This window comes from Streptomyces sp. NPDC002602, from assembly GCF_042889445.1.
In the GTDB taxonomy this organism is placed as follows: Bacteria; Actinomycetota; Actinomycetes; order Streptomycetales; family Streptomycetaceae; genus Streptomyces.
In genome coordinates this window covers 1,233,558-1,252,424 of sequence record NZ_JBIAQX010000001.1, presented here as the reverse complement: position 1 = coordinate 1,252,424, position 18,867 = coordinate 1,233,558, and the positions used below count along the sequence as shown (strand labels likewise).

At 73.0% G+C, this 18,867-nt stretch carries 13 protein-coding genes; 10 read left to right on the top strand and 3 right to left on the bottom strand.

Annotation, left to right across the window (positions count from 1 at the left end; all coding sequences use genetic code 11):
- Window positions 1-42: 42 nt before the first annotated feature.
- From ACFYW3_RS05135 to ACFYW3_RS05125, 3 genes are all read right to left on the bottom strand, one after another.
- The gene (locus ACFYW3_RS05135; protein ID WP_030228921.1) at window positions 43-246 is read right to left on the bottom strand and encodes a cold-shock protein; all 204 of its coding nucleotides are present in this window, start codon (window positions 244-246) and stop codon (window positions 43-45) included.
- 298 nt (window positions 247-544) lie between these two features.
- On the bottom strand, window positions 545-883 hold the full coding sequence (locus tag ACFYW3_RS05130; protein WP_351751690.1) for a MerR family transcriptional regulator: 339 nt from the start codon (window positions 881-883) through the stop codon (window positions 545-547).
- A 196-nt stretch (window positions 884-1,079) separates the two neighbouring features.
- Window positions 1,080-1,742: an NADPH-dependent F420 reductase gene (locus ACFYW3_RS05125; protein WP_389385576.1), complete on the bottom strand. Its 663-nt coding sequence runs from the start codon at window positions 1,740-1,742 to the stop codon at window positions 1,080-1,082.
- Window positions 1,743-2,417: 675 nt separating this feature from the next.
- Between ACFYW3_RS05125 and ACFYW3_RS05120 the strand changes: the two genes are divergently transcribed.
- The 10 genes from ACFYW3_RS05120 (at window position 2,418) to ACFYW3_RS05075 (ending at window position 18,819) form a co-directional block, all read left to right on the top strand.
- Window positions 2,418-4,037: a BTAD domain-containing putative transcriptional regulator gene (locus ACFYW3_RS05120; protein ID WP_389385575.1), complete on the top strand. Its 1,620-nt coding sequence runs from the start codon at window positions 2,418-2,420 to the stop codon at window positions 4,035-4,037.
- Window positions 4,038-4,145: 108 nt separating this feature from the next.
- Window positions 4,146-6,362, top strand: coding sequence for a TOMM precursor leader peptide-binding protein (locus ACFYW3_RS05115; RefSeq protein ID WP_389385574.1), 2,217 nt, complete (start codon window positions 4,146-4,148; stop codon window positions 6,360-6,362).
- Complete coding sequence (locus ACFYW3_RS05110; RefSeq protein WP_389385573.1) at window positions 6,352-8,301, top strand: TOMM precursor leader peptide-binding protein; 1,950 nt, start codon at window positions 6,352-6,354, stop codon at window positions 8,299-8,301. The genes ACFYW3_RS05115 and ACFYW3_RS05110 overlap by 11 nt, the downstream gene beginning before the upstream one ends.
- A 51-nt stretch (window positions 8,302-8,352) precedes the next feature.
- The gene (locus ACFYW3_RS05105; RefSeq protein ID WP_389385572.1) at window positions 8,353-9,909 is read left to right on the top strand and encodes a SagB family peptide dehydrogenase; all 1,557 of its coding nucleotides are present in this window, start codon (window positions 8,353-8,355) and stop codon (window positions 9,907-9,909) included.
- Between the two features lie 55 nt (window positions 9,910-9,964).
- Window positions 9,965-12,760 (top strand): lantibiotic dehydratase, encoded by a 2,796-nt coding sequence (locus ACFYW3_RS05100; protein WP_389385571.1) that lies wholly within the window; start codon window positions 9,965-9,967, stop codon window positions 12,758-12,760.
- Window positions 12,748-13,809 carry a lantibiotic dehydratase C-terminal domain-containing protein gene (locus ACFYW3_RS05095; protein ID WP_389385570.1) on the top strand — a complete coding sequence of 354 codons (1,062 nt, stop codon included), beginning with the start codon at window positions 12,748-12,750 and terminating at the stop codon, window positions 13,807-13,809. Before ACFYW3_RS05100 ends, ACFYW3_RS05095 begins: the two co-directional genes overlap by 13 nt.
- Before the next feature lie 26 nt (window positions 13,810-13,835).
- A complete protein-coding gene (locus ACFYW3_RS05090) occupies window positions 13,836-14,930 on the top strand; it encodes a peptidase M50 (RefSeq protein WP_389385632.1) in 1,095 nt (364 codons plus the stop codon).
- 186 nt (window positions 14,931-15,116) lie between these two features.
- Window positions 15,117-16,064 carry an ABC transporter ATP-binding protein gene (locus tag ACFYW3_RS05085; RefSeq protein WP_389385569.1) on the top strand — a complete coding sequence of 316 codons (948 nt, stop codon included), beginning with the start codon at window positions 15,117-15,119 and terminating at the stop codon, window positions 16,062-16,064.
- Window positions 16,061-16,816, top strand: coding sequence for an ABC transporter permease (locus ACFYW3_RS05080; RefSeq protein WP_389385568.1), 756 nt, complete (start codon window positions 16,061-16,063; stop codon window positions 16,814-16,816). The genes ACFYW3_RS05085 and ACFYW3_RS05080 overlap by 4 nt, the downstream gene beginning before the upstream one ends.
- On the top strand, window positions 16,813-18,819 hold the full coding sequence (locus ACFYW3_RS05075; protein ID WP_389385567.1) for a TOMM precursor leader peptide-binding protein: 2,007 nt from the start codon (window positions 16,813-16,815) through the stop codon (window positions 18,817-18,819). Before ACFYW3_RS05080 ends, ACFYW3_RS05075 begins: the two co-directional genes overlap by 4 nt.
- The last annotated feature ends 48 nt before the right edge of the window (window positions 18,820-18,867 follow it).

Sequence of the window (18,867 nt, the reverse complement as noted above, 5' to 3'; positions counted from 1 at the left end):
ACCCCAAGGTGCGGGCCCCAGCTACGCAGTACTTGTCAACGCTTAGGCGGGAACGATGTTCTCGGCCTGGGGGCCCTTCTGGCCCTGCGTGACGTCGAAGTTCACCTTCTGGCCTTCCTGAAGCTCACGGAAGCCCTGGGTGGCGATGTTCGAGTAGTGGGCGAACACGTCAGCGCCGCCACCGTCCTGCTCGATGAAGCCGAAGCCCTTTTCCGCGTTGAACCACTTCACGGTGCCAGATGCCATATGAATTCTCCTTTGGGGCTGTACCCGGACCCACACTGTGCGGGCACCGGAGTCGAAGTAATGATTGCCCCGTCCGAAAAAACATCCGGAAATAAAAAGTGCACCCACCGAAATGAATCCGGGGGGAGCACTTGAAGTCTTTGGGAACCACAACTGCAACTGAGAAGAACAGTAGCACAGCGCTAGCCGATGAGCGCGGAAAGTTTTCGCGTCTCGGCCTGTCGTCACATAAACCCTGCACGCGTATTCGCTGAATTTCTACACCGGCGGCAACAGGTATGGGCCGCCGGTCCGGCGTTCAGGGGGTCTTGTCGTCGGCGTGGCCGGACCCGCTCATCCGCGCATTGGCCCGCAGGGCCTCTTCCAGTTGGTCCTCGAGCGCGATGATCCGGCACGCGGCGTCCACCGCCGTGCCCGCGTCGACCAGCTCGCGGGCGCGCGCGGCAAGGTGTAGCTGATGGCGGGAGTACCGGCGGTGGCCGCCCTCCGAGCGCAGCGGAGTGACCAGTCCGGCCTCTCCGATCACGCGCAGGAAGGCGGGCGTGGCGCCCAGTATTTCGGCGGCCCGGCCCATCGTGTAGGCGGGGTAGTCGTCATCGTCGAGACTGTCGGCGAGCGGGGACTTCTCGGGGGGCATGACACCTTCGTTTCGCTGGCTCACTACGCCAGAAATACTAGGCCCCTCGCACACCAATGACTACATTCGTGAGCGTAGATTTACCTGACCGGGTGAGGTATCCCCCTCCGGACCGGGGGCGACGTGCCGTCGGCGCCACACGTCGCCCCGGTACGAGCGGCGGGCGCGCCCGCCGCTCGTCCGAGACGGGGCGCGGTCAGCCGCGGAAGTCGGCCGTGCGTTCCGGGGAGGCTTCGGCGAGGGCCCGGGTGACGGCCGTCACGCCGGCGCGCAGTCCGTAGACCGGCGTGTCGGGCTGCTGGCGCCAGGACTCGTCGATGCCGCCGGCGTCGACGGTGTCGAAGCCGAGTTCGTCGATGAGGTCCCGGACGGCCTTCTTGGCCGTCTCGTCGTCCCCGGCGACCGGTACGGCGATCCGACCGGGGGCGCCGGCCGGCAGCGGCTTGTCGAGGATGTCGTCGGCGTAGGTGCCGTTGAAGGCCTTGATCACCGGGTGGCCCAGGTGGTTCTGGGTCCAGCGGCTCTCGGTCAGGCCCTCGTCCTCGATGGCGGCGATGCGGCCGTCCCGCTGCTTCGGGTAGTAGTTGCCGGTGTCGATGACGGCGAAGCCCTCCGCCGCCCCGTCGAAAAGACCCGCCGGCAGGTCCGGCACGTTCTTCAGCGGGACGGTGACCACGACGATCTCGGCGCCGCGGGCGGCTTCGGCGACCGTGACGGGGGTGGCCCCGGTCTCCTCGGCGAGGGCCGAAAGGGTTTCGGGGCCGCGCGAGTTCGCCACCGAGACCTCGTGGCCGAGTGACGTGAGCCGACGGGTGAGGTTGCCGCCGATGTTGCCGGCGCCGATGATGCCGATCTTCATGAGCCCTCCAGTGCGTGCGGAGTTCGGGTGTCGCGCTTGTCCGAACTCCTCGGAGGCGCGCGGCATTCCACCCTTCGGCGATCGATTTCACGGTTCCCCCGTACGGGCGACTCCCGGCCCCCTCAACGGGTGCGGCGCGGTCCCGGGGGGCCGCCGACGCCGTCGGGCGTGACGCTCGCCCGGCCTCCGATTCATCAAGGCCGGCGTGGCCGGATTCGACCGTCGAGGATCAGTCATATCGCCGGCGGGATAACGATTCTCATTCATGCCGACCAGGCCCCACACTCATGATTCGTTTACGCCTGAACCTTTTTGACGGGCCGCCGGTAACTCCACGGGGCGGTCATGTGACGGAAAGGAGAGGAACACCCGTCACGTCGGATTCGAGCCGGCGCATGGCTCGACTTTCACAAGATCCGTTATGTAGTGTTCCGTTTATCCACCGCCCAACGGGGGGCGGGAGAGCAGCCACAGGCTTGGTATGGACCAGTTCCGTGCCGGGCCTCGCTCGCGGGCTCGGCCGACCACCGCCCCCGTCATTCGCCGTTCCGCTCCATACGTGACCCGACACGGGGGACCTTCATGCGGTTCCAGCTTCTGGGGCCCTTGAGTATTGCCCACGGCCCCGAAACCGTAGTTCTCAAACCATCCAAACCAACCAGCCTGCTCGCCGCTTTGCTGTTGCATCCGGGCACGGTCGTTTCCACCGACTATTTGTTGCGCGCCGTGTGGGACGAGGAACCTCCCGCCACCGCACGGGCGGCACTTCAGACGTGCGTCCTGCGACTGCGCCGACTATTCGTCAAGTACGGCATATCCGCCACCACCATTGAGGCCGTACCCGGTGGATACCGTATGGCCAATGACGTCGAGACCCTCGATCTCGCACTGTTCCGATTTCTCGCGGGGCAGGCGCGGGCCGCCGACGGCGAGGAAGAGGAGTTGTATCGACTCCGCGCGGCGCTCTCCCTTTGGCAGGGCCGGCCGCTGGCCAACGTCGCCTCGCGCATGCTCCAGCGGGACGCGGCACCCGCGCTGGAGCAGGAACGGTTGCGAGTCCTGGAGCGCGTCTGCGATCTGGAACTCGCCGCCGGGAACTGTCATCAGGTGCTCGTCGACCTCTACGAGGGGGCCCGCCGGCATCCGGTGCGCGAACGCTTCACCGAGCAGCTCATCGAGGCCCTCTACCGCACCGGGAGACAGGCGGAGGCGCTGGCCGAGTACCGGGCGATCAAGGACCGACTGCGGGACGAGCTCGGGGTCGATCCCGGACCGGGACTGCGGCGGTTGGAGCTGGCCATCCTGCGGGCCGAGGAACTCGGGCGGCCGATCCCCGTCGTCGCTCGAAGACCTCCGGTGGTCGCGGAGTTGCCGGCCACCACCGAGCGGGTGTGGCCCGTGACGGGTTTCACCGGGCGCGAGGCCGACCGCGGCGCCATCGCGGCACGGTTGACCGCCCCTGGCGGGCCACGGCTGGTCGTGGTGTCGGGTGCGCCCGGAATCGGCAAGTCGGCGCTGGTCCGGCAGAGCGCGTACGAGGTACAGGACACCTTCCCCGGAGGGGTGTTCACGATCCCGTTGGCCCGGCCGGACGGAAGTCCCGTCGACGTCGAGGAGGCCCGCAAGCTGCTGCCCGAACCCGGCGACGGCAGAAGGCTGTTGATTCTCGATGACGCCGCCGGCGCCGGACAGGTGCTTCCGTTGCTGCCGGTCGCGGGCGACACCTCCGTGGTGGTCAGCAGTCGACGCGGACTCGCGGCCGTCGTCGCGACGCGCGGCGGCTCCGTGCACCGGCTGGACGTCCTCGGGGCCGGCGAGGGGTACGCGCTGCTCGCCGGACTCGTCGGGGAGGAACGGATCGCGGCCGAGGCGGAGGCCGCCCGCGAGCTGGTCTCCGTCTGCGGGTACTTTCCCCTCGCCCTGCGGATCGCCGCGGGCCGGCTGCTGACCCGCCCCGGGCTCTCGGTCGCCGACTGCGCGGCGTGGCTCGCGGAGGACCCTCCCGCACGGCTGGCCCTGGCGGAGGATCCCCGGCTTTCCGTGCCCGAGGTGTTCGGCCAGGCCCTGGCCGCCCTCGGCCAAGAGCCGCGCGAGGCGTTCCTGCGCCTCGGCTCGCTCGAACCGGGGGCCGACCTCACCTCCGCCGGGGCCTCGACCGTCCTCGAACAACTGGTGGAGGCCGGGATGCTGGAAGACGGACCGCCCGGTCATCCGTACCGTCTGCACGCTCTTCTGCACGGCTACGCGCGTCACATCGCGCGTGAACGCGCCACCGCCCCTCCCCCGGCGCACTGACGCCGACTGCCCCCCGCCTCGGCCACCACGGCCCGGCGTCCCCCACCACACCTCCCGACCCGTCCGTCCCGCTCCCCGTACCGCCCAGACCGCAATCAGGGGTGACCCATGTCCCAAGCCAGTTACGAAGCCGTCGCCACGACCCGGCCCCGGATCCGCCGGGACGTGCTCTTCACACAGACGCCCGAGGGCGTGCTGTTCCACAACACCGACGGCGGGTTCCGGCTCAACGCCCGTACCGCGTACCGGTTCGCCACTCTCGTGGTGCCGCACCTGACCGGCGAGCACACCGTCGCCGCGTTGTGCGAGGGGCTCGGCGACGACCACCGGGCCATGTTCGGTGAGCTCGTCAAGACCCTCTACGAACGGGACTTCGCCCGCTCCGCCGGCGAGCCGGCGACGGACGCGGCACCGGTCCTCCCGCCCGATGTCGCACGGCGCTTCGCCCCGCAGATCGCGTACGCCGATCACTACGCCGACGACGCCGAGATCCGCTTCCTGCGGTTCCGCGACACGCGGGTGGCGGTGCTGGGGGACGACCCCATCGCCCGCTGGTGCGCCCTGAGCCTGGTGCGCAACGGCTCCGCCCTCGTCGGGGTGCTGCCGGGACCGGACCTCGGCGAGATCGAGCGGGAGGCGGCGGAGGCCTCGGCCGACGGCGCCCCGGTGGAGGTGCGCCCGCTGGCCGAGCTCGGAGCGGAACCCGGGTGGGCCGCGTTGGACGGTTTCGACACCGTGGTGGTGACGGGCGGGACGGCTGCGGCGGCCCGGCTGCTGCCCCTGCTGCGCGCCGGCATACCCGAGGGCCGCACCCTCCTGCCGGCCTGGTCGTACGGCTCCGACGCCGTCGTCGGCCCGTTGATGGCCCACGGGACCACGGGGTGCTGGGCCTGCGCGGCCCTGCGGCTCGGCGCGAACGGGGACACCGGCGGTGCCTCGGCCGAGCTGTGGAGCGCGCTGGCCCTCCCGGGGGCGCCGGTCGGGCCGGTGCCGGGAGGGCCGCTGGCCGCGATGATCGGCAACCTGCTCGGGTACGAGGTGTTCCGCACGGCCTCGGGCGCCCTGCCGGCGGAGACCTCCGGCCGGCTCCTGGTCCAGGACGTGGAGTCGCTGGACGTCACCGCCGAGCCTCTGCTGCGCCATCCGCGCTGTCCGTTCTGCTCGGAGTCCGATCCCCGCGAGGCGGAGCCGGTGGACCTCGCCGCGGCCGGCGCGTCGGGCGCGGTGTCACTGCCCACGGTGGAGACGGCCCGCGAGGCCGACGCCCTGGTGGAGGAATTGAACCGGCGCTCCACGCTGGTACGGCCACGCGCCGGGGTGTTCACCCGGTACGCCGACGAGGCCCTGACCCAACTGCCCTTGAAGCTCGGCGTGGTCGAGCTGGGCATCGGTCACACCGGCCGGCGCTCGGTGGCCGCCTTCGACGTCCACCACGTCGCCGGGGCGCGGATGCGCGCGTTGGACGCGGCCGCGCTGGTGTACGCCGAGCACGTGGTTCCGGCGCGCGGCCCCCTGGCCGACGACGGGGCGGTGCCCGTCGTCGTCCCGGCGGCGCTCGCCCTCGCGAGCGGGCTGTCGGGTCGGGTCCACGCCCACGAGCGGGCGGTGTCCCTGCTGACGAAGGAACCCGCGCTGGTGCCGGCGGGGGCGGTCAGACCGTTCGGGCCGTACAACGCGGACCGGCTCTTCGAACGGACCCGGGCAGGCGCGGGAGCCGGTCCCTCGACGGCCGACGCCGCCGCCGCCGGTCTGCTGTCGGCGCTGGGGCACGCCGCGCTGCTGCGCGTCGTACGGGGCGGGGGCGCCGCGGTCGTGCCGCTGCCCGACCCGGACGGGCCGGACGCCGAGGGGTCGGATGCCGAGCTGGTGTTCCTCGTACGGTCCGCGGACCGTACGGGGCTGCCGGTGGAACTCCTGGACCTGGGCGAGGGCGCTCACAGCGGTGCGCAGGTGATGCTGGCCCGGGCCGGGGAGCTGTGGGCGGTCGGCGCCGGTCTGGATCGGCGTACGGCGGCGGTGGAGGCGCTGCGGGAGCTGCTGGGCGCGGCGCAGTACGAGGCCGACGCGACGGTGGCGGGCTCGGTCGCGGACACCGGCGATCCGCTGCTGCGGGACCTGGACCCGCGCGCGCTCGCGGTGGCCGGCGAGGCCGCCCCCGTCGAGGGCGGGGCCGGGACCGACTGGAACGCGGTGTCGGCGCGCCTGGAGGCCGCCGGACGGGACGCGTACGTGGTGGAGACCGGGTCGGCGGACCTGGCGGGCGTGGGCATCCACACCGTGCGGGTGCTGCTGACCGCGCCGCGGGAGCCCCGCGATGACGCGTAGCGCGCTCGTGGAGGGGCTCGGGGCCGAGGCGGCCGGGCGCTTCGCCGACCTGCTGGGACGGTCTCTGGACGCCCTCGGCGCTCCGCCCGTGCGGTTGTCGACGCTCGGTGTGCGGGACGCGTTCGCCGGCCACGACGGGTCGTCGCCCGCGGTGGACGCCGCCTCCGAGACCGCCCCGGAGGTCTCCCCGGGCGCCGTGCCCGTCTGGCTGTACGGCCACCAGGCCGTCGTCGGTCCGGTCGGACGGCCTGCGGGCGGGGCGGGGTGTCCGCACTGTCTGGAGCGGCGTTGGCAGGGGGTCCGCTCGGTGGCGCTGCGGGACGCGCTGGAGTTGGGCGGGGGCACCCGGCCGGCGGGTGAGTGGCCGTACGCGCACGCCTTCGCCGCCGATGTCCTCGCGGCGCTGGTCGCGGGAGTCGGGTCGGGCGCGGGCCCGGGGGCCGGGCCGTTCCCCGAGGTGCGGGTGCTGGACCTGCGGACCGGCACGGTCCGACGCCATCCGCTGGTGCCCGATCCCGAGTGTCCGGTGTGCGCCGTTCCCGTCGTGGACGCACCGGGGTCGTCGGAGCCGGCGCCGGCGGTGAAGTACCGGCCGGGGGTGTTCCGTACCCGGCGCGTGGAGGAGTACGGCATCGACGTGGGGGCGTTCGCGAACCCGCTGTGCGGGGCCCTGGGGCCCTCCCTGGTCCAGGACGTCTCCTCCACCTCCACCTCCGCGACGATCGGCTGCTTCTCCATGCGGTCGGGCGACTACCTGCGCGAGACGTTCTGGGGCGGTCACACCGAGTCGTTCGAACGGAGCGCACTGGTCGGGGTGTTGGAGGGATTGGAGCGTTACGCGGGGATGCGCGCGCGGTCCCGTGTGACGAACGTGCGCGGTTCGCTGACGGAGTTCGCGGGGCGCGCCGTGGATCCGCGCGAGGTCGGCCTGTACGACTCGGACTTCCACCGGGACAACCCGCGGGTGCGCCCCTTCGATCCCGATCGGGAGATCCCGTGGGTGTGGGGTTGGTCGCTGCGCGATCGGGAACCGCGGCTGGTTCCGGAGATCCTGACCTACTATCACGCGCCGGGTCTGGAGAACCGGTTCGTGCAGGAGAGCTCCAACGGCTGCGCCTCCGGCGGGAGTCTGGCCGAAGCCTGCTACTTCGGGCTGATGGAGGTCGTCGAGCGGGACGCGTTCCTGCTCGCGTGGTACGGGCGCCGGCCACTGCCCGAGATCGACCCGGCGACCAGTACGCGGGCATCGACGCGGGCCATGGTCGACCGGCTCGCCCTGTACGGGTACCGGGCGCGGTTCTTCGACACCCGGGTCGACTTCCCGATACCCGTGGTGACCGCCGTCGCGGAACGGTTCGACGGGGGGCTCGGACGGATGTGCTTCGGGGCGGGGGCCGGCCTGGACCCGGAGTCGGCCCTGGACTCCGCGCTGTGCGAGATCGCGACGGACGCCGTGAACCTGGCCGGCCGGACCGAGCGTGACGAGGCCCGGTTGCGGGCCATGGCCGCCGACTTCGACCTGGTGACGGCACTGCACGACCATCCGCTGGTGTACGGGGTGCCGGAGATGGGCCGACACGCCGATTTCCTGTTGCGGGGACCGCGGGACCGGCCGCCGGCCCCGGTGTCGGACCTGTACTGGTCGGATGCCTCGGGCGGTGGTGTGTCGACGGACGTCCGCGAGGACCTGGACCGGTGCGTCGGGGCCGTGACCGGCGCCGGGTTCGACGTGGTGGTGGTCGACCAGACCCTGCCCGAGCAGAGGACGCTGGGGCTGCACACGGTGAGCGTCCTGGTGCCGGGGCTGCTGCCGATCGATTTCGGTTGGTCGCGGCAGCGGGCGCTCGGAATGCCTCGGCTGCGGAGGTTCACGCGGCCCGACGGATCGGGTGAAGGGGCCTCCGGTGACTTCAACCCGGCTCCACATCCCTTTCCTTGACGCTCCATCAGCCGGTTCCGACCGTCTCCACCGACGACCGTAGGAGGACGTGTGGGCTTCGCCCATGACTATGCCGACGCCATCATGCACCGGGGCAGGGTGCCGATGGAGCCCGTCGACTTCGTACCCGACTGGGCGGACCGCCCGCGCGACGCGAAGTTCTACCCGGGCGCCGAGACCCTGCCGCTTCCCGAGCCGGAACCCGGCTCCGGGGAGGGGGTGTTCACCTTGCCGCTGCTGTCCGGGATGCTGCGCGACTCGTACGGTCTGACCGGCCGGCGCCTGGGCGTGCAGGCCAACACCGACCTGGCGGCGCTTCCGCACTACACGCACGCCAACTGGTCGCGGGGCACGGCGTCCGGGGGCGGTCTGTACCCGGTCGGCGTGTACTGGGTGGCGGGCCCGGGCGGGCCGCTCCTGCCCGGGGTCTACCACTACGCGCCGCACCGGCACGGACTGCGGCGGCTGTTGACCGGCGAGGCGGGCGCGGAGGTCCGCGGCGCGCTGGGAGCGGGCTTCCCGGACTCCGACCAGTACTGCCAGTACCTGATCCTGAGCGTCAAGTACTGGCAGAACGCCTTCAAGTACAACAACTTCTCCTTCCACGCCGTGAGCATGGACGTGGGCACCGTGCTCCAGACCTGGCGGCTGTGGGCCCGGGAGCGCGGGCTGCGGATCGCGCCGGCGCTCTGGTTCGACGAGGAACGGCTGGCCCGGCTGCTCGGCGTGGTCCCGCACGAGGAGGGGATCTTCGCGGTCGTCCCGCTGGAATGGGAGAGCGGCGCCGCGCCGGCGCTGCCGCCGTCCGCTCCGGTCGCCCCGGCTCCCGCCGTGCGCCACCGGGACGCCGAGCGTTCGCGTACCGTCCTGACCTTCGAGACCGCCGGCCGGATCCACGCCGCCACGCTCGGGCGCGCCGAGGACCGGCCCGTGCCCGGGGCGCTCGACGCCGCCGCCGCGGGTCCGCCGGCCGGCGGCGCCCCGGTGCCGCTGCCGCGGGCGGCGCCCCCGGTGAGGGAGGTCACCGCGGCGTTGCGGGCCCGGCGCAGCAGCTTCGGCCGGTTCGACGCGACCCGGGCGGTGGCCCCGGATCGGTTGGCCGCCGTGCTGGCCGACTGCGCCGCGGCCACGGTGGGCAGCGAGGCGGAGGGGCCGGACGGGGCGCGGCTCACCGCGCTGTACGTCTTCGTCAACCACGTGGAGGGCGTCGAGCCGGGCGCGTACGCCTACGATCCGGACGGGCATGCCCTGCGGCTGGTGGTTCCCGGCCCTCCCGGGCCGTTCCTCCAGCGCAACTACTTCCTCTCCAACTACAACCTGGAGCAGGCGGGCGCCGTCCTGGTGCCGACCGTCCGGACCGCCGCGGTGCTCGACGCGGTGGGAGACCGCGGCTACCGGCTCGTCGGGGCCACCGTCGGCGCCGTCGCGCAGACCTTCTACACCTCGGCCGCCGCGCACGACCTGGGGGCGGGGGTGGCCCTCGGCTTCGACAACATCTCGTACGCCGAGGAGTTGGGGCTGACGGGGACCGACGAGGCCGCTCTGCTGATCATGCTGCTCGGTCACGAGCGGCCCCGGCCCGCCGACTTCCGCCATGAGATCGCCTGAGCCGCACCGCGACGCATCCCTTCGGCGCAACGACGAGAGAACCAGGACGTTCAGGATGAACACCACCACCGATTGGCACGCGGGCGACCGCTTCATGCTGCGCGTGGCCGGGCTGCCCCTGACCTCGGTCGACGGGCTGCGCGGCGCGGACACCCCACGTTGGGCCGCCGACGTGCTGAGCGCCGAGGACGTGGTCCGCGCGGACGCGGAGCTCCTCGGTGACCTGTTGCACCGGGCGGTCGGCGCGACCGACCCCGCGCCCGGCGGGCCGGGCGCGGTCCTGCGCCGGGAACTGCTGCGGCTGCGGCGCCTGGTCCACAACGGTCGGGCGCCCGCCGATCCGGACGCGGCCCTGCGGGTGGTGGCCGGGCTGGACGGGGACGTCGGGCAGCGGCTGGCCGGCTGGCTGGAGCGGCGTGCGGCGCTGGAGAAGCTGCGGGGCGAGGGGGAGGCGTTGCTCGCCGCGGATCTGCGGCGCGGTCGTGACGCGCTGCGTCGGCTGCTCGCCGACGAGCGGGTGCGGCACGGGCTGTTGCTGGCCTCGCCGGTATTGGAGGCGCAGCTCGACGCGTACGCGGCGGCGACCTCGGACGGCCGCGAGCCGGGCGGTCGCATGCGCAAGGTCGAGCGGTCGGCGCTGTCGTACGTGTACCGCACCGCCTGCAAGACCAGCCCGTTCAGCACCTTCACCGCGGTGGCGACCGGCCGGTTCGGGGCCGACGCCGACACCGAGGGCATCCGCGCCGAGGACCGGTGGAGCAGTCGCGTACGGCTGAACGTCGTGGTGCTGGCCCGGCTCGCCGAGCTGATCCTCGCCGACCCCGTGCGCCGCCTGGACCTGCCGCTGCGGCCGGCCTCCGGCTGGGGGCGCGAGGACGAGCGGATCCGGTACGTCCGCCGCTCGGTCACGCCCGGGGACGACACGGCGGCGGTCACCTTCGACGCCGTCCGGGACCGGCTGTTCTTCCTGCGGCGCAGCGGCGCCCTGGACCGGCTGCTCGCCCTGTTCGCGGACCGGCCCGAGCTGCGCCGGCGGGAACTCGCCGACTGGTTGGCGACGGAGCACGGCGCGGCGCCGGCCGAGTGCGAGGCGTACGTGTCGGCCCTGATCGAGCTGGGCATGGTCCGGGTGCCGTGCCTGGACACCGAGGTCCACGACGGCGATCCGCTCGCCGCCTTCCGGCGGTCGCTGCTCGCCCTGGAGCGACCGTGGGCCGACGACCTCGCCGCGCTCCTGGACGGGCCGGCGCGGGTGTTGGAGCGCTACCCCGTCGCCGGCCCGGCGGAGCGGGCCACCCTGCTGCGTACGCTGCGCACCGATCTGGGTTCGATGGCCATCGAGTTGGGGGCTCCGCCGGACATGGCGCTGCCGCAGACCCTGTTGTACGAGGACGTGAGCGCGGGCCGTGACCTGTCGTGCCCGGCGCCCGACTGGGCGGCGGACGGGGGCGCGCTGCGTTCCGTCGAGCGGATCCTGCCGGCCTTCGACCTCACTCTGGCCCAGCGGATCACCTTCGAGGGGTTCTTCACCGCCCGGTACGGTGCGGGCGGTCGTTGTGAGGACCTGTTGGGTCTGGTGCACGACTTCCACGAGGACTTCTTCGACCAGTACCTGTCGTTCACGGCCCGGCGCACCCCGTTCGACGCGCACGGGGAGTACGTGCCCGAGGAGAACTGGTTGGGCCTGCCGGGACTGCGGGCACTGGACGCGGCGCGGCGGGCGTTCGTGACGCGGATGCGGGCGCGCTGGTCGGCCCACGAGGAGGCCCGCGGGGCCGGGCTGCGGCTCACCGAGGAGGACGTGGCGGCCGTCGCCGCCGAACTGGAGGGCGTGGCGCCCGGGTTCGCGCCGCGCTGCCACCACCTCCAGTTCGCCCGGGATCCCGCCACGGGCGAGCGGATGACCGTGCTGAACCGCTCGTACGGCGGTCTGTCGTTCCCCTTCAGCCGGTTCACGCACGTGTACGAGGAGGAGCCGGGTGGACGCCCGGACCTCGCCGGGGAGCTGCGCGGGACGGCCTCCCGGGTGACCCCCGAGGGCGCGGTGTTCGCGGAGGTGACCGGCGGGCCGGTGACGACCAACCTGAACCTGCACGCTCCGCTGACGGACTACGAGATCGTCTGCCCGGGCGAGAGCGGGACCCTGCCCGAGGAGCGCCGGCTGGACCTCGGCGACCTGTACGCCGAACACGATCCGGGGACCGGCCGGGTGGCCCTGCGGTCGCACCGGTTGGGGCGCGAGGTGATCCCCGTCTACCTGGGGTACCTGGTCCCGCTGGCCCTTCCCGCGATCCCGCGCACCCTGCTGCTGCTGTCCCCGTCGTCGATGTCGCCGCTGGACGTGTGGGCGGGCGTGCCGGAGGGTCCGGTGCGTGACGGGGTGACCTCACGGCCCAGGGTCGTCCACGGGGACCTGGTGCTCGGTCGGCGCTCGTGGACCACGACGGCCGGTGCGCTGCCGGTGTCGGGAGCCCGGGAGGCCGCGCACTTCGTGGAGTGGCAGCGCTGGCGGCGGACGCACGGACTGCCCGAGCGGGTGTTCGCGACGGTGTCGGCCGGGCCGTCGGCGCTCGGTGCGAAACCGCAGTACGTCGACTTCGCGTCGCTGCTCTCCCTCTCCGTCTTCGAGTCGCTGTTGCGGGATCCGGCCCACCGGGTCGTCTTCCGCGAGATGCTGCCCGACCCGGAGGGGCTGCACACGCACACCTCGGCGGGCGCCCACGTGGCGGAACTGGCCGTGGAGACCTTCACCGTGCCGCGCCCCTCGAACCTCCCGGGCCCCTCGAAGCCCTCGAAGTCGCCCCTCTCCCCCGACCGACGCCCGGAAGGCGGTTCCCGATGTCAGAGCTGACCGAGACGCGCGGTGCATGGCAGGCGGTGCACGTCTTCTACGCCGCCAACCCGCAGCCGTTGCTGGTGCGGTGCGTGCGGCCGTTGATCGCCTCGCTCACCGAGGACGGCCTGCTCGCCGGCCACTTCTTCATCAACTACTGGCTGGAGGGACCGCACGTGCGGTTGCGCCTGCGGCCCGTGACCCCGCAGGCCGCCCCGGAGGTGCGGCGCCGCACCGAGGAGGCCGTCGCCGCGTTCCTGAAGGCCCGGCCCGCGCTGTACGAGGTGGACTCGGGCTTCCTCAACGAGTTCTACAACACGCTCTTCGACATCGAGTTCCCCGAGGGCGACCGCGCCGGTTTCATGGGGCCGGACGGCCGGATGAACCTGCGGCCCAACAACTCGTACGCGTACGAGCCCTACGAGCCCGAGTACGGGAAGTACGGCGGCCCGGCCGGGGTCGAGCTGGCCGAATGGCACTTCGCGCACTCCAGCGATCTCGTCATGGACGCGCTGGGCACGATGAACCTGCACCTGCGGACCGTGCTGTTGGGCACGTCGGCGCAGCTGATGATGGTGATGGCCGGGGTCTTCCTGCCCGACCGGGAGGAACTCGGCGGCTACCTGGACCGCTACTACGAGTTCTGGCACCGGGCGTTCCCGGGGACCGGCTTCATCGGTTCGGCCGAGTACGACCGCACGTACGGGCAGAGCGCTCCGGGGATCGCCCGCCGGTTCGCCGCCGTCCGGGAGGCGCTCGGCTCGGGGGAGACCGGGCGACTGCCCGCGTTCCTGGCCGGGTGGGCCGAGCACTGCCGGGAGCTGCGCGAGCGGGCGGGGGCGCTGGCCGCGTCCGGGGAGCTGGTGTTCCGTTCCTGGGACGGGACCCGGGACGAGCGGGTGACGGATCCGGCGGTGGCGCTGCCGCTGCTGCTGTCCCCGTACATGCACATGACCAACAATCGGCTGCACGTGACGATCCGGGACGAGGCCTACCTCGCCCACCTGCTGGGTCGGGTGCTGCGGGAGGGCGTGGACAGCGGGGCCGCCGAGGCGGCCCGGCCGTGACCGCCTCCTCCCCCGCGCCCTCCGGGATGTTGGCGCACCGGCCCGCGCTGCGGCCCGGGATCCTGCTGTCGCCGCCGCTGCTGAACGGCCCGGCGACCGTCCACCTGGTCAAGGACCCCGTGTCCGGTGCCTCATTCGAGATCGGGCCCAAGGAGTTCTTCCTCGTCTCGCGGCTCGACGGGCGGCTCAGCCTCGCGGAGATCGGCGAGGCCTACGCCCAGGCCTTCGGGCGCAGGCTCGGCGAACGGAACTGGCAGCAGTTGCTGGGCCTGCTCGGTACGCGGCGGCTGCTCGCGGGGGGACCGCCGCCCGAGCCGGCGGCCGGCCCGGGGCCGCAACGCACCGGAAACCTGCTGCGGGGCACACTGCGACTGGTCTCCGACGCGGACGCCACGACGGCCAGGCTGCACCGGTTCCTGCGGCCCGTGTTGCGTCCGGTGGTACTGGTCGGGCTGTTGCTGTGCTGCCTCGCCATGGAAGGGGTGCTCGCCGCGTCGGCGGGCCGGCTCGTGGGCGACCTGTGGTGGTTGCTCTCGCGTCCGGTGCCGCTGCTGGCCGTGGCCACGCTCATGTGGCTCAGCACCGCCCTGCACGAGTTCGCGCACGGGGTGGCCGCCCGTCACGTCGGCGGGAGCGTCGGCGAGATCGGGCTGCGGTGGCGGCTGCCCGCCGCCCTCATGTACTGCACCGTCGACAACTACCGCTACCTGCGCCGCCGCCGTCACCAGTTGGCCGTCGCCGGGGCGGGGGCCTTCGCCAACCTGCTGTTCCTGCTGCCCTTCCTCGGGTGGTGGGCCGCCCTGCCGGTCGGCGACCCCACCGGCCGGGTGCTGGGGGCGCTGCTGCTCCTCGGCAGTGTCCAGGCGCTGGTCAACCTCCTTCCGCTGCCGCCGCTCGACGGCTACACGATGCTCGGCCACGGCCTGCGGGTGACCCGGCTGGCCCCGGCCGGTTCGGCGTACCTGCGGCTGCGGCTGCGCGACCGGGCCGCCGCGGCCGCGTACCCCGTGCGGGCGCGCCGGATCTACTCCGCGTACGGCATCGGTTCGGCCGTCCTCGTCCTGCTGCTCCTCTGTGGTGCGGCGGTCGCCTGTTGGTACGCGGTGGCCGCCACGACCTGACCCCGTCCCCGTCCCCGTCCCCGTCCTCGGCCCCGACCCCGATCCCGACCCGTGTCCGTCCCCGATCCGTCTCCATGCCCGACCCGACCCGACCCCGACTCGGCCCGACCCCGACCCCGTCTCGAATGCACACCTCGCACGACCCGCACCGATTCCGATCCCGACACCGAGGGAACCGCACATCCCATGACAACTGACAGCAACCGGCCGGCCGACGAGTCCGCCGTCACCATCGAGGACGTCCGCAAGCGCTACGGCGACCGGCATGCCGTGGACGGGATATCCCTCGACGTGCGCCGCGGCGAGTTCTTCGGACTGCTCGGCCCCAACGGCGCGGGCAAGACCACCCTCATCGAGATCATGGAAGGGCTGCGCCAGGCCGACTCGGGCACCGTCCGGGTCCTCGGCCAGAGCCCCTGGCCGCGCAACACCGCACTGCTGCCGCGCATCGGCGTGCAGACCCAGGCGTCGGCCTTCTTCGTACGACAGACCGCCCTCGAACACCTCTCCACCGTCGCGGGTCTCTACCGCCGCGACCGGGCCGCCGCCGCCCGCACGTTGGAGACGGTCGCGCTGACCGAGCAGGGCGGGGTGTCGGTCGAGAACCTCTCCGGGGGCCAGCGCCAGCGCCTGGCCATCGCCTCGGCCCTGGTCCACGACCCCGAGCTGATCTTCCTGGACGAGCCGACCGCCGCTCTCGACCCGCAGGCCCGCCGTGACCTGTGGGAGGTGCTGCGCACCCTCAAGAGCGAGGGCCGCACCATCGTCTACACCACCCACCACCTCGACGAGGCCGAGGCCTTGTGCGACCGGGTGGCGATCCTGGTCGGCGGCAAGGTGGCCGCCCTGGACTCGCCCCACCGGCTCGTCACGGCGGCCGGGGCGCCGGCCCGACTGCTGTTGCCCCTCGGCAGGATCGGCGTCGAGGAGGCCTCGGCGCTGCCGGGGGTGGACCGGGCCGGCCTCCAGGGCGGCTCGCTGGTCCTGGAGACCGCCGTGCCCGGCAAGGTCCTCCAGGCCCTGGACGGGCTCACCGGGCTCGACGGGGTCATGACCCGGACGGCCACCCTGGAGGACGTCTACCTCGAACTGACCGGCGCAGCACACCACCACCCGACGGAGTCCCAGGCATGAGCGCGTACACGGCCCTGACCGCAGCCGGCTACCGGGCGCAGGTCCGGGACAAGGCCACCCTCTTCTTCACCTTCGCCTTCCCCCTGCTCTTCCTGGTCGTCTTCGGGCTGATCTTCAGCGGGCAGGACGTCGAGGAGAGCGGCCGCCCCTACATCTCGTACATCGCGCCGGGCGTGATGTCGTGGGGTGTCGCCAACGCCGCGGTGTTCGGCATCGCCTTCACCCTCATGCAGTGGCGGCGCGACGACCTGCTGCGGCTGATCCGGCTGACGCCGACCCCGTTGACCACGGTGCTCGCCTCGCGGTACTTCCTGGCGCTGGTCGTCGGCGTGGTGCAGGCCGCGGTGTTCGTGGCGGTGGCGATGCTGCCCGGCTTCGGACTGGAGCTGGACGGGCGCTGGCCGTTGGTGCTGCCCGCGCTGGTGCTGGGCATCACCGCCTTCATGGCGATCGGGGTGATCGTGGGCACCTACGCGAACACGCCCGAGGCGGTCGCGGCCATCGCCAACTGCATGATGGTGCCGATGGCCTTCCTGTCCGGGTCGTTCCTGCCGCTGGACATGATGCCGTCCTGGCTCCGGTCGGTCTCCCTGGTGTTGCCGTTGCGGTACCTCAACGACGCCGCGACCGGCTCGCTGACGGGGTCGGGCTCGCTCGCCACGATCGGTGTCGGGTGTGCGGCGCTGGCCGGCTTCGCCCTCCTGTTCGGGGCCATCAGCCTGAAGACCTTCCGATGGAGCAACCAGGCATGACCGGGACCCTCGCGGACGCGGCGACCCCGCAGTCGACGGGCCGGGAGTCGACGGGCCCGGGATCGGGGGCGCCCCCGTCGCCGGCGCCCTCGGCCCCCGACGGCGCCCCGCTGGAGCGGGCCCGCCGGGAACTGGCCGGGGCCCTCGCCGGGCTCGGTGCCACGGTGGTCACCCTCGGCGTGCACGACGCCCTCGGACCGCGCGCGGCCGACCCCTTCGCCGGGGTCCGGCCGGCCGCCACGGTGCACCTGACCGCGCGGGACGTCCTGGTGGGCCCCTGGGGTGGCGACGGTACGTCCCCCGCATGCGGGCAGTGTCTGGCGATGCGGCGGCAGCGGTTGCGCAGCCGCAGCGAGCGGGACGCGCTGGAGACCGGCGTCGGCACGCCCGTCCCGGCGGCCCGGGAGCGTCCCTGGCTGACGGCGTTCGCGCGGGACGCCGTGCATGCCCTGCACCGCGCGGTCTTCGGCGGGGAGGTGGCCGAGGCCGGCCCGTCGGCGGCCGACCGGTCGCTGCCCCGGGTGTCACGGTTGGACCTGGAGACCCTGACGGTCACCCATCATCCACTGGCCGCCGACCCGCTGTGTCCGGACTGCGGTCCGCGCGGGACCGACGAGCCCCGGCCGTTCGTCGCGCGGTCGCGCCCGAAGCCCCACCCGGGCGCGCAGCGGCTGCGCGCGGCCTCCTCGTACCCGATGCCGCGGGAGGCGCTGGCCAATCCGGTCACGGGGGTGCTGGGCGGGGGCACCTGGATCAACGTCACCTCCCCCACCACCGCGCCGGTCGCGGGCAGCGTGTTCATGCGCGGCTACGCCGGTCTGACGGACGTCACCTGGAGCGGCCAGGCCAACAGTTTCGCGGCGAGCCGCGACCTCGCCTTCCTGGAGGGGCTGGAGCGGTACGCGGGGACCCACCGCAGGACGGGAAGTTCCCTGCTGATCGCCTCCTACGCGGAACTGGGCGATCGGGCCCTGGATCCGGCGCGGTGCGGTTTCTACGCCCCCGCCACCTACCGGGACGACCCGCTGGTCTCCCCGTTCGATCCGCGGCGCCCCATCCCGTGGGTGTACGGACACGCGCTGGGCGAGGACCGGCCCGTGCTGGTGCCGGCCCGGCTGGTGCACTACAGCGCGGGGGTGGAGGCCGACAACTTCGTCTTCGAGTGCTCCAACGGCTGCGCCATCGGCGGTTGTGTGGAGGAGGCGCTGCTCGGGGCGCTGCTCGAACTGATCGAGCGGGACGCCTTCCTGTCGGCCTGGTACGGCGGCCTGCGGCTGCCGGAGATCGACCTGGCGTCCGTACCGGGCGCCGCGGTCCGCATGATGGTGGATCGGGCGGCCCTCCAGGGATACGACGTGCACGCCTTCGACAACCGGATCGACATGGCGGTGCCGGTGGTGACCGCGCTGGCGGTGCGTCGCGACGGCGGGCCAGGCCTGTTCTCCTTCGGGGCCGGCGCGGCGCTGGAACCGGCGGCGGCGGTGGAGGCCGCCCTGTCGGAGGTGCTCACCTACATCCCGCATCTGCCCGGGCAGGTGGCGGAGCGGCTGGGCGAACTGCGGGCCATGGCAGTGGACTTCGACCGGGTGCGACACCTGAAGGACCACGCGCAGTTGTACGGGCTGCCCGAGATGGCCCCGCACGTGGCGACCTACCTGGACCCGCCGGCCGTTCGCCCCCTGGCGGATCTCGACCCGTCCGCGGGGCGGGACGGGCGGCCCGCGTCGGACGACCTGCGGGACGATCTCCGCTGGGTCGTCGCGGAGTTGGCGCGCACCGGGCACGAGGTGATCGTGGTCGACCAGACGACGCCGGAGCAACTGCGGGCGGGACTGAGCACGGTGTGCGCGATCGTGCCGGGACTGCTGCCGATCGACTTCGGCTGGTCGCGGCAACGGGCCCCGCACATGCCCCGGTTGAGGACGGCTGCCCGGCGGGCGGGACTGAGCGGAACGGACCTGACGGACGCCGACATCCGGATGGTGCCGCACCCATTCCCCTGACGCCCCCGGTTCCCCTGGCGCCCCGGCGTTCTCCGGCGCCCCGGCGTC

Excerpts from the sequence above, each read along its gene's own strand:
- ACFYW3_RS05090 (WP_389385632.1), top strand. The coding sequence starts at position 13,836 with ATGTTGGCGCACCGGCCCGCGCTGCGGCCCGGGATCCTGCTGTCGCCG.
- ACFYW3_RS05085 (WP_389385569.1), top strand. The coding sequence starts at position 15,117 with ATGACAACTGACAGCAACCGGCCGGCCGACGAGTCCGCCGTCACCATC.
- ACFYW3_RS05100 (WP_389385571.1), top strand. The coding sequence starts at position 9,965 with ATGAACACCACCACCGATTGGCACGCGGGCGACCGCTTCATGCTGCGC.
- ACFYW3_RS05110 (WP_389385573.1), top strand. The coding sequence starts at position 6,352 with ATGACGCGTAGCGCGCTCGTGGAGGGGCTCGGGGCCGAGGCGGCCGGG.
- ACFYW3_RS05135 (WP_030228921.1), bottom strand. The coding sequence starts at position 246 with ATGGCATCTGGCACCGTGAAGTGGTTCAACGCGGAAAAGGGCTTCGGC.
- ACFYW3_RS05080 (WP_389385568.1), top strand. The coding sequence starts at position 16,061 with ATGAGCGCGTACACGGCCCTGACCGCAGCCGGCTACCGGGCGCAGGTC.
- ACFYW3_RS05125 (WP_389385576.1), bottom strand. The coding sequence starts at position 1,742 with ATGAAGATCGGCATCATCGGCGCCGGCAACATCGGCGGCAACCTCACC.
- ACFYW3_RS05075 (WP_389385567.1), top strand. The coding sequence starts at position 16,813 with ATGACCGGGACCCTCGCGGACGCGGCGACCCCGCAGTCGACGGGCCGG.
- ACFYW3_RS05115 (WP_389385574.1), top strand. The coding sequence starts at position 4,146 with ATGTCCCAAGCCAGTTACGAAGCCGTCGCCACGACCCGGCCCCGGATC.
- ACFYW3_RS05095 (WP_389385570.1), top strand. The coding sequence starts at position 12,748 with ATGTCAGAGCTGACCGAGACGCGCGGTGCATGGCAGGCGGTGCACGTC.
- ACFYW3_RS05130 (WP_351751690.1), bottom strand. The coding sequence starts at position 883 with ATGCCCCCCGAGAAGTCCCCGCTCGCCGACAGTCTCGACGATGACGAC.